The 9,884-nt window shown below is 47.1% G+C and carries 7 protein-coding genes; 2 read left to right on the top strand and 5 right to left on the bottom strand.

Annotation, left to right across the window (positions count from 1 at the left end; translation table 11 throughout):
• Positions 1 to 2,722 (top strand): SdrD B-like domain-containing protein (locus QUB44_RS11120; protein WP_333366692.1); only part of this gene is annotated, 2,722 nt, incomplete at its 5' end.
• A gap of 496 nt (positions 2,723 to 3,218) precedes the next feature.
• On the opposite strand, the gene QUB44_RS11115 is transcribed toward QUB44_RS11120, so the two are convergent.
• The 4 genes from QUB44_RS11115 to petB form a co-directional block, all read right to left on the bottom strand.
• A complete protein-coding gene (locus QUB44_RS11115; protein ID WP_333366690.1) occupies positions 3,219 to 3,764 on the bottom strand; it encodes a hypothetical protein in 546 nt (181 codons plus the stop codon).
• Between the two features lie 253 nt (positions 3,765 to 4,017).
• Positions 4,018 to 5,379 carry a cytochrome 450 gene (locus QUB44_RS11110; RefSeq protein ID WP_333366688.1) on the bottom strand — a complete coding sequence of 454 codons (1,362 nt, stop codon included), beginning with the start codon at positions 5,377 to 5,379 and terminating at the stop codon, positions 4,018 to 4,020.
• 716 nt (positions 5,380 to 6,095) lie between these two features.
• Complete coding sequence (gene petD / locus QUB44_RS11105) at positions 6,096 to 6,578, bottom strand: cytochrome b6-f complex subunit IV (protein WP_333082815.1); 483 nt, start codon at positions 6,576 to 6,578, stop codon at positions 6,096 to 6,098.
• Positions 6,579 to 6,761: 183 nt separating this feature from the next.
• Positions 6,762 to 7,430 carry a cytochrome b6 gene (petB, locus tag QUB44_RS11100; RefSeq protein WP_015174799.1) on the bottom strand — a complete coding sequence of 223 codons (669 nt, stop codon included), beginning with the start codon at positions 7,428 to 7,430 and terminating at the stop codon, positions 6,762 to 6,764.
• Positions 7,431 to 7,615: 185 nt separating this feature from the next.
• Between petB and QUB44_RS11095 the strand changes: the two genes are divergently transcribed.
• Positions 7,616 to 7,849, top strand: coding sequence for a hypothetical protein (locus QUB44_RS11095; RefSeq protein ID WP_333366686.1), 234 nt, complete (start codon positions 7,616 to 7,618; stop codon positions 7,847 to 7,849).
• Between the two features lie 25 nt (positions 7,850 to 7,874).
• On the opposite strand, the gene QUB44_RS11090 is transcribed toward QUB44_RS11095, so the two are convergent.
• A partial coding sequence (locus tag QUB44_RS11090; protein ID WP_333366684.1) for a CHAT domain-containing protein occupies positions 7,875 to 9,884 on the bottom strand: 2,010 nt, incomplete at its 5' end.

Genomic DNA, 9,884 nt, shown 5'->3' with positions numbered 1-9,884 from the left:
GCCCGGAGTCACTGTTTTCCTCGACACTAACAACGACGGCATTCTCGATGCCGGCGAAACTTCCGCAACTACCGATGGTAACGGCGGCTTCAATTTCCCCAACTTGCCCGCAGGCACTTACAACGTTCGGGAAGTTGTACCGTCATTCAGCCAGCCAACTACTCCCAATCCGGTTGCAGTGACGCTGGCAGCAGGCCAAACTACTCCTGCTACGGTGAATTTCGGCAATCGATCGACACCCGCTGTACTCGGCAGCATTACTGGTATAAAATTTAACGACATTGACGGCAACGGCACTCAAGCAGCCGGAGAACTTGGTTTGCCCGGAGTTACAGTTTTCCTCGACACAAACGGTGACGGCATTCTCGGCGCCACAGAAACTTCGGCAACTACCGATGCTAACGGTGGCTTTACTTTCCCCAACTTGCCCGCAGGTACTTACAACGTTCGGGAAGTCGTGCCGCCAAACAGCGAACCGACTACTCCCAATCCGGTTTCAGTGACTCTGACAGCAGGTCAAACTACTCCTGCTACAGTTAATTTCGGCAATAGCCTCCAGACGGGCACCATAACTGGCACTAAATTCAACGACACCAACGGTAACGGCACTCAAGATACCGGAGAAATTGGCATCCCTGGCGTCACGATTTTCCTTGACACTAACAACAACGGCACTCCAGACACCGGAGAAACCCAAGTTACTACCGGTACCGATGGCAGCTACAGCTTCCCCAACCTGCAAACAGGCACTTACAACGTCCGGGAAGTGGTGCCGACAGGTTTTACACCAACCACCCCTAACCCCCAAACCGTTCCGTTAGATCCAGGTCAAATTTCCACTGCCAATTTCGGCAACCAACCAGTCCCGCCGACTCCGACACCGACTCCGACACCGACACCGACTCCGCCTCCGCCTCTGCCTCCCACTCCCGTCCAGCAAGGCAGCATCAGCGGTCTTAAATTCAACGACGGCAACGGCAACGGTACTCAGGATGCGGAGGAAACTGGCCTTTCGGGATGGCAAATTTTCCTTGATGCGAACGGGAACAACTCTTTAGATTCTGGCGAAACTACTGTTACCACTGATAATTCTGGTAATTACAGCTTCAACAACCTCAATCCCGGCACTTACAATGTGCGGGAAGTCCAGCAGACTGGCTGGACGCAAACTACTGCTAATCCGGCGGCGGTTAATCTGGGTAGTGGCGAAAGTCAATCGAACGTTAATTTTGGCAATTTCCAAAATATTAGCATCTCCGGCAGCAAGTTTAATGACCTCAATAATAATGGGCTTTTGGATGATCAAGAACCGCTATTACCCAACTGGCAAATCTTCCTTGACGCTAACAGCAATGACTCTTTAGATGCTGGAGAAGTTAACACTTCAACTGATAGTTTAGGCGGCTACAGTTTCGCCAATTTAGGGCCGGGAACTTATCGAGTTCGGGAAGTAAATCAACCTGGTTGGATGCAAACTACTGCCAATCCTGCTGATATTATTGCTGTCAGCGGCACTAATGTTGACAATATTAACTTTGGCAATTTCTTCGCCCAAGTCCAACCAACACCAACACCAACACCAACACCACCACCGCAAGAAGGACAAGATGTTGACTGCATTTGTTCGCAAATTGTTTTACCCAGCCTTAGCAGTATTCGCGCTCCAAATTCTGTCACTAATAGCCGCAACGGTACTAACGGTAACGACACTATTTTCGGCACTAATAACGGTGACGAAATAAATGGTTTTGACGGCGATGATTTGTTGGCAGGATTACAGGGCAATGATAATATTTACGGAGGACTTAACAGTGCTTTCCCGGTTGGCCCAGATATAGACAGGGACTTGCTGTTTGGCAATGAGGGTAATGATTACCTCAATGGGGTTGCTGGAGATGATTTAATCTTTGCGGGCAAAAACGAAGATGTGGTTTACGGCGGCAAAGATGACGACATTATTTTCGGCGACCAAGAAAGCGATACTTTAATTGGCGACCAGGGTAACGATACTATCTACGGGGGAACTATTAACCCCTTCGACCCGGATTTGACTGGCAATGATTTGGTGTTCGGTTTGGCGGGCGATGACTTCCTCAGCGGGGAGAAAAATCAAGATACGATCGCAGGTGGTGATGGTAATGATACAGTGCGTGCTGGCAAGGGCGATGACTTAGTTGTCGGCGAATTGGGCAGCAACCTGCTGTTTGGCGATGAAGGCAGTGATACTATCTGTGGCGGCGAGGGGGAAGATACAGTGTACGGGGATATTGGTAGCCCCCTCCCCATTGGTTCAACTGGCGGAAAAGACCAAATATGCGGTGGTTTGGGCAACGATTTGTTGTTTGGCAATGAAGGTCAGGATACCGTTAACGGGGATACTGGGAACGATACTCTTTACGGCGGTAAGGATGAGGATAGTTTGCTTGGCAGTGCTGGGGACGATTTCTTGTTTGGAGATCAAGGGAATGATACTCTGATTGGAGGCACTGGGAACGATCGATTTATGTTGGGTATTGACCTCGGCAGCGAGACTATTTTAGACTTTCAATACGGCCTCGATTCGATCGGCTTAATGGGTGGTCTGGATTTCTCCCAACTGAGCATTGTTGCCGAGAATAGTTCAACTCTCATCCGAGTTACTGGTTCCGGGCAACTTTTGGCAACTCTCAACAATGTGCCTGCAAGCGTGATTACTGCCACAGATTTTTTTGCTTTCCTGTAGTGCGATCGAGCTAATTAATTAGGTGAGAATATTGTAGGGACGATGGATTAAGAGACGGTTGGCGAATCAAAAAAGGGTGAAACCAAACATCTTACTGGAGATTCCACGTTGTTTGTGAAGTACACCCCTGATCAATGAATCCCCGTAGGGAAAAGGCATTGCCTTTTCCCTACTACTTTATGAACCTAGAATAGGCTGTATAATCATGGCAAAAAAACTCTGATGAGCCCGAAGTAATATCGTTTTCGGTTACACAGCGCCGTGTCCTACCTGTGGGTAATATTAATTCTGATGCTACCGCAGTTGATATGACTCGGGGTCGAAAAACTGAATGGTTGAGTGTTAATTGTTGACTCGATTTTATGATTCCGATGCAACCGGAAACGATATCAGATCAAACTTGGCATCGTATAGGTCGTCGGTTCAAACCCCGCCACTTTGATCGACAAAACCCGCCTAACGAAGCGGGTTTTGTCGTTTTTGTTTGTAAATATTTTCACTCTTTGGCAATTATTAAACAATCACTGTCAACTTTAGACAGCATATCTGGAAAAGCTGAGGTGTAGTTGCCATCTTTGTCTACAATCCTGCGGAGTATATATCCGCTGTCAGGAGGCCTGCCGAAAAATGAGTTTCTGCGATACCAGATATCTCCATTCGGAGTGCTCGGATCTCGATCAATCAAAAAATCTACCAGCCACTGCGGTACAGACCATCCAAACACTATCGGCGTAATGTGTCCGTGCTGCAAAGTTGCATCCGAGAATCGGAACAAGTAGCTGAAGCGAGAAAATTTGACTAAATAAATTAACATCCGTCCCGCCATTGATGAATGAAATGTCCAGATAACAGGGTCAAAAACGCGCAGCAATAACGTCCGTTCATCAGCATTCCAGTCTGAACTGTACATCGTCAGACAATCGTCTGGTAAAACATTCCCGTCCATAAAAAAGATACCTTGCAGAACTTCAGGTAACTCTGCTGGATGTTCTACTTTCATCCAATTCGCGATGTCTTTTAGTTGCTTCTGTTCGATTAACATGGTATTATTTATCCTCAAAATTGTTGTGTTTTGGTTTCCTATTAGATACCCCCTTGATGTCTGAGTCGATCGCTCAATAGTTTATGTGGCGTGCGGTTTCAACTCACATCTTGCATCATTGCCAATAAGTTTTTCAAGGGCGGGACACCCCACAATAAACTTGATGTCTTGTGGGGTGGGCCGAAAAGCCTGTTAAGCGAGAATGGTGCAATATCTCAGTTTCAACCGCTGTCCGATCAAGCTTTTGGATTAATTACCCCTGCAAATTCGGCTCAGAGGCTCGTCGCACTTTGCCTACCGTACTCACGACATCCACCAGCATCTTGAGTGCAATGTCTTTACCGGGGCAAATCCGTCCCGCACTCCGATCGCCCACGGAATGAAAACCCATATGAAAAGGGCACAGATTCTCGCGCTTAGGGTTGAATTCGTATACCGTAGAGCCCCAGAAACTCCCGTCTAGCAGCCCCAGGCTGAGCGGTATCAGTACCTTGGTTCCGGCAGGGAAGGTGCGCTCTTTGCCCGCTACCGTTGCGGTGAAAGGCTCTGTCGCGACTCGGTGGGTGGCGCTGACGGGGGCCCAGAGGCGGGCGCATTCCAGGAGGAAGAGCTCGATCGACTGGCGATCATCCAAATCGAGCTGATCCCAAAAATCAGTCGGGTTAATTTCGGCCGTCTGCTGTCCTTTATAGGCGGGGAGAGGGCGGTATCCCATTGCCGTGTAGCCTAGGTGCAGGGGGCCTTGCAGTCCCGCTATGCCCATAATTGATGTCATCAGCTTTGCCAATTCCCGCTTAGTCATGCCATTGTTTTCCGAGCTCTCCTCGAAGTCTGCTAAGGCTGGGGAATTTTCATAGATAGTCGCTGCACGCTCGATTAGAGTGGACAAATCCCCGTGTCCAAACAGGTTCAGGCTTTGCAGCAGGTTGCCGATGACGGCGAAGTAGTGCAGCGGGCTTTGGCGGGTGTAATGCAATTCGGTGAGAAGTTCGATCGACTCTGAATCGTCTGGATTAATCCCAAAGATGACGTAGTGCAGATATCGGACTAAAAATCCCATCCAACCGCGCTTGACATCGGTAAAAAACCCTCCCCCCGCACCGTGCGACATCTCGGCATAATCTGCGGCTAGCCTCAGCAGCAACCGTCTGCTGATTTCGTCTCCCTGGCGATCCGTTGTGGCACTGTTGAACAGATATTTCTGCATACAGCTTCGGAATGCTGCGTGGTTGCTGCTAGCATCAGTGGCGCGATCGGACAAAGACAGTAGAAAAAGGTTTCTGCCGCCGACATCTTGGTTGGGCGCCTGATCGGGATCGAGTACAGAAGTACCAAGCCGCCATCCGCGCGCCTGGGGCGATGTGAGTGCTTTTTCCAGCGTGTCAAACTCTCCCATCACGACTTGCCCCGCGCAGCAAAAGTTGGCTCCGAAAGCCAGCCGTTTTATCGGCAAATAGGTGGGTTCGTTGGCAATCAAACCCTCAATCAGGGCGATCGGCGGTAACATCGTTTTGCTGAGACTTTCTTCCGGGTTTTGCAAAGCCCAAGCCTGAAACTCATTCAGTGCCGGGTTCATCAGCGATGAGAAAATAGTATCTAAATTTAGGTTCATCATAATTCCTCCGAGAATCCCTCGCCATAACGCGCTTCGCATTTAGCAGCAAGAGGGTATTGAGCGGGTATTGAGCGGGTATTGAATCCCACTTAAATGCCAAAATCAGTAAGTATAACTATAGCCATCTTTATTTGTAAACGCAGTGGCAATATAGATATAGTTTTACTGAATATGTCTGCGCCCAAGTCTAGCCTTGTCCCGGAGATTGAGTGGAATTTTTAACGATTGCTGGTAAGTATATCTACTTTCTGCATCTAAAGTATTAGCCCCAATCTCTGAGAGCCGCACCTAACCGTAGATATTTACAGGAACTCGCCCCTACAAAATATTAGGGTTTTGTTTGTGCTTATATATTTAGATATAATATTTTAGGCTTCTGAATTTAATTGAGGAAAATCAGATAATTAATTACTGAGTATTATTAAATAATAGAGCTAAAAACCCCAAATTCCCAAGCCCCAATCCTTCAATTCTTAAATGGTTCAATTCTTCAATCAATTGAAATTCCCAATCCACAATTCTTCAATTCTTTAATCTTTAATCTAAAATAAAATGAAATCCCCAATCCCCTATTCTTCAATTCTTTAATCTAAAATTCCAAATCTAAAATCTAAAATCTAAAATCTAAAATCGAATGACGCCCGCTAAAGTTTCCCACCAGTACACAAGCACTTTACAGGAAACCCGCAGGCGTCAAAATCAAGCAAACTTAAATCTTAGAAAAGACCCAGTGTGAAAGATTTGTCGATCGGGAAAATAGCACCAATACCCAACCACAGAGTTACAGCAGTTCCCAACAGGAAAACAGTAGTAGCAACAGGGCGGCGGAACGGATTTTGAAACTTGTTAACATTCTCGATGAACGGAATCAAAATCAAGCCAACGGGAACGCCAGCCATGCAAGCAATACCCAACAATTTGTTAGGCAAAACGCGCAGGAGTTGGAACACGGGCCACAAATACCATTCCGGCAGAATTTCCAGCGGAGTAGCAAAAGGATTAGCAGGTTCCCCAACCAAAGCCGGGTCTAGTACGGCCAAACCTACGCACAGAGAAATCGTTCCCATGATGACTATAGGGAAAACGTAGAGCAAGTCATTAGGCCAAGCTGGTTCGCCGTAATAGTTGTGACCCATGCCCTTAGCGAGCTTAGCGCGGAGCGCGGGATCGCTCAAATCTGGTTTTTTGATAATAGACATAGTGAGAGTGTTCTCCTTTTAGTTTTACCCGGGCCTGCCATTCCGCTGTCTTCGTTAGTCTGAATCAGCGGCGCGATCGCAGGAAGTATTAGCCGTAAATAAATATCATGAGTGATGAATTCTGAATTTTCAACTCACAATTGGGCGGGGGGGCAAAAAAATACCGCCCCCACAACTCAAAATTTACAACGGGCCAGAGATACCTTGCTTGCGAATCATCAAGAAGTGAGCCAGCATGAAGACTACAATCAGCCAAGGCAACACAAAAGTGTGCAAGCTGTAGTAGCGAGTCAAAGTGCCTTGACCAACGCTGACACCGCCGCGCAGCAGTTCAACCATCAAAGAACCGACAAACGGGATAGCTTCGGGGACGCCGGAAACGATTTTAACTGCCCAGTAACCGATTTGATCCCAAGGCAGAGAATAGCCCGTCACGCCGAAAGAAACAGTGATGACTGCCAAGATTACTCCTGTCACCCAGGTTAATTCGCGGGGCTTTTTGAAGCCGCCTGTCAGATAAACCCGGAAGATGTGCAAAATCATCATCAGCACCATCATGCTTGCAGACCAGCGGTGGATGGAGCGGATCAGCCAGCCGAAGTTGACTTCAGTCATCAGGTATTGCACTGAAGAAAAAGCTTCTGCTACCGTGGGACGGTAATAGAAAGTCATGGCGAAGCCGGTGGCAAACTGGATCAGAAAGCAAACTAAAGTAATTCCGCCCAAGCAGTAGAAAATATTGACGTGCGGGGGTACATACTTTGTAGTGATGTCATCGGCGAGCGCCTGAATTTCCAGGCGTTCCTCAAACCACTGGTAGGTTTTTGAGTCGGTGATTTGTTTAGAAAACATGGAGCCAGAATTCCTAAAAGAATATTGCTGTGGTTGAGGTTCAGGGCAGCAGCCACAAGGTTTTTTGTCGCCCCGCGCCGAGCAGCTTGCTTTTACTAGCAAATGCCTGAGGCTATTTTTTAAATTTGGAGCTGACGAAAGGAACTCTCTTGTGCGATCGCCTGCAAGCCCTGGGAAACTAAGCGGTGGCTTGTCCCTACTCGCTGGCGTTGCCCGATCGAATTCCAGACTGTGATAAAAAATGTAACATAATTGCCGTGCAATTTTCACCCACGCGATCGCTTTTTGGACACTTAAAAGGCTTTTTTCGGAATCTCAACATCCGCCCAAGCTACTATGCGGGTAGGGCTGAGCTACAGCAAGCAGTCCGAGCCGGAAACAGGTTTGCCGGGAGAGGCCAAATTTCATCTCGATCGTAAAACTTTACCTTTTGGCCCGATCGATTCACAAACCATTGCCAATCAGAATAAAAGGTGCCCAGTAGAAGGGGTGGCTCAGGCTGTTACTCTGTTCAGACGGCGCGCTGCTGCTAATGGGTTGTTGTCCTGATGCTACAGAGTTGCCTGTAATCAGGGCAATTTGCGCTTGGCGTAAGGCTTCGGCTTTGGTCATATTCTCTTGCTTCAAGGCGGCATAGAAGGCATCCATCAAGACTTGCGTGCCACCATCGTCTACGTACCACAACGTGGAGATCGCGGCCCTAGCGCCTGTACGCTGCACCTGATAGCCAAACCCCAAAATCTCCTCACCGTTACCTAATCTGCCGCCTACAGCCGTTTGGCAGGCACTCAGGACGATTAAATCCACTTTCGGTAACGACCAGGTTTTGATCTCTCGTAGCGTCGCGCGATCGCCATTCCCGAACATAATAAAAGAATCTTCCGGTTCACCAACCAAAAAAGTCGCGTGAGTCGCAAGATGAACAATTGAATAATCATTCATCAACAACACAGTATCGCGGTTAAATTGATTGTCCAATAGTTTCGTTGTACCCGGAATTGTCGTCGCTAAATTTTCCACTTCTCGACCCGCAAACGGCAGTCCCGACATTGTGAAATCTCTCGTACCAACTTTGAACTTATAACTGCCTTGGGTAAAAGCAGCCGCTATAACTTGCAAATTAGTTTGAGGTTTTGTATTAAAATCAGTCAGACTGGCAGCAGTAATATTGTTAATGCGGAAGCGCTCCACTAACCATTGTTTGCCATCATGTAAGGCAGCAAGCGGAATATAGCGCAACTGTCCATCAGGCGCATATATAATAGTTTTAGCATCGGCTTGTGCTAAGTCTTTTTCAATCGGTTTAATCAACAATTGGTAAAGCTTTTGACCCGCAACTTCAGCATCGGCAATATTGCCATTCCGATTTGTTATATTACGACGGAAATCAGCAATAGCACCATTAAGTTCTTCCCGTTTCACAGCCACTGTGCGGCGAATCGGAGGAGAATAAGGAGTAACTAAAATCAGTTCCAATCGCTCATCAAGAACCAAGGGATAGAGAATGACAGCGTTTTGTTGCAGCTTTTGGAGGTTGTCTCGTAAACTATTGAAATTGGCAAGATTGAGAGTTTCTCCACCCGTGACTTGCCTCAGTTGCGTCACCAGTGCAGTTACGGTTGGACTTTTGAGGAATTCTTGAAACTGTTGAGAAATTTCTTGCTGATTTTTTCTCAACTCTAGAATACGCTGTTGCTGGGCGGGGGTTCTGTTAGCAGGTGGAATCTTTTCGATGTTGACGAGTTCTTTACCGAGTTGAATTGCTTTATTTAAAAGGGCTTCGTAGCCTTTTTGAATTTGCTGTTCTGAGGGAGTATTGGGAATTCCTTGAGCAGTTTGTTCGTTGCCGCGCACATTGCTGAGATAATCTTCAAGTTCTTGAATTTTGAGTAAATCTATCACTTGTTGGGCTTCGAGAACTCGGTCTTGTTTCAGGAGGAGGTCAGCTAAGTGGCGATAATCTTTAGCAATGGTGTCTGTGTAGGATTGCTGGAATTCTTGAGGAAGTCCCTTGATATTCTTGCGAATCACTTCTCTGGCGTTGACTGATTGCTTGAAGAATACAATCGCTAATTCTGGTTGGTTTTGTTTCTCTAGCAGGTAACCGATGTTTTTGAGAGCCTTTCCTTCATCCGCCTTGTCGCCAAATTCCTGGACAATTACCAAGGCTTGCTGATAAAAATCCCAGGCTAATTCATACTTTCCTTGCTTAAAGTATACTTGGCCAATATTACTGAGTATTACCCCTTCCGACTCCTTGTAGCCAAGTGGTTTGAGAATGGTTAAAGCTTCCTGCAAGAACTTCAAGGCTAATTCATACTTTCCTTGTGCGAGGTAAACAACCCCAATATTGTGGAGCGTTCCTGCTTCCAGGTTTTTTGGGAGCGTGTCACTTTTGCGATGAGTACAAATACTCATAAATGCTAGGCAGAGGTTTTGAGCTATTTTTGGGCA

The organism is Microcoleus sp. AT3-D2, assembly GCF_036705715.1.
Lineage (GTDB): Bacteria > Cyanobacteriota > Cyanobacteriia > Cyanobacteriales > Microcoleaceae > Microcoleus.
Note: the sequence above shows the minus strand (reverse complement) of the source record. Positions and strands in the feature narration are given on the sequence as shown.

Excerpts from the sequence above, each read along its gene's own strand:
- QUB44_RS11115 (WP_333366690.1), bottom strand. The coding sequence starts at position 3,764 with ATGTTAATCGAACAGAAGCAACTAAAAGACATCGCGAATTGGATGAAA.
- petB (WP_015174799.1), bottom strand. The coding sequence starts at position 7,430 with ATGTTTTCTAAACAAATCACCGACTCAAAAACCTACCAGTGGTTTGAG.
- QUB44_RS11110 (WP_333366688.1), bottom strand. The coding sequence starts at position 5,379 with ATGATGAACCTAAATTTAGATACTATTTTCTCATCGCTGATGAACCCG.
- petD (WP_333082815.1), bottom strand. The coding sequence starts at position 6,578 with ATGTCTATTATCAAAAAACCAGATTTGAGCGATCCCGCGCTCCGCGCT.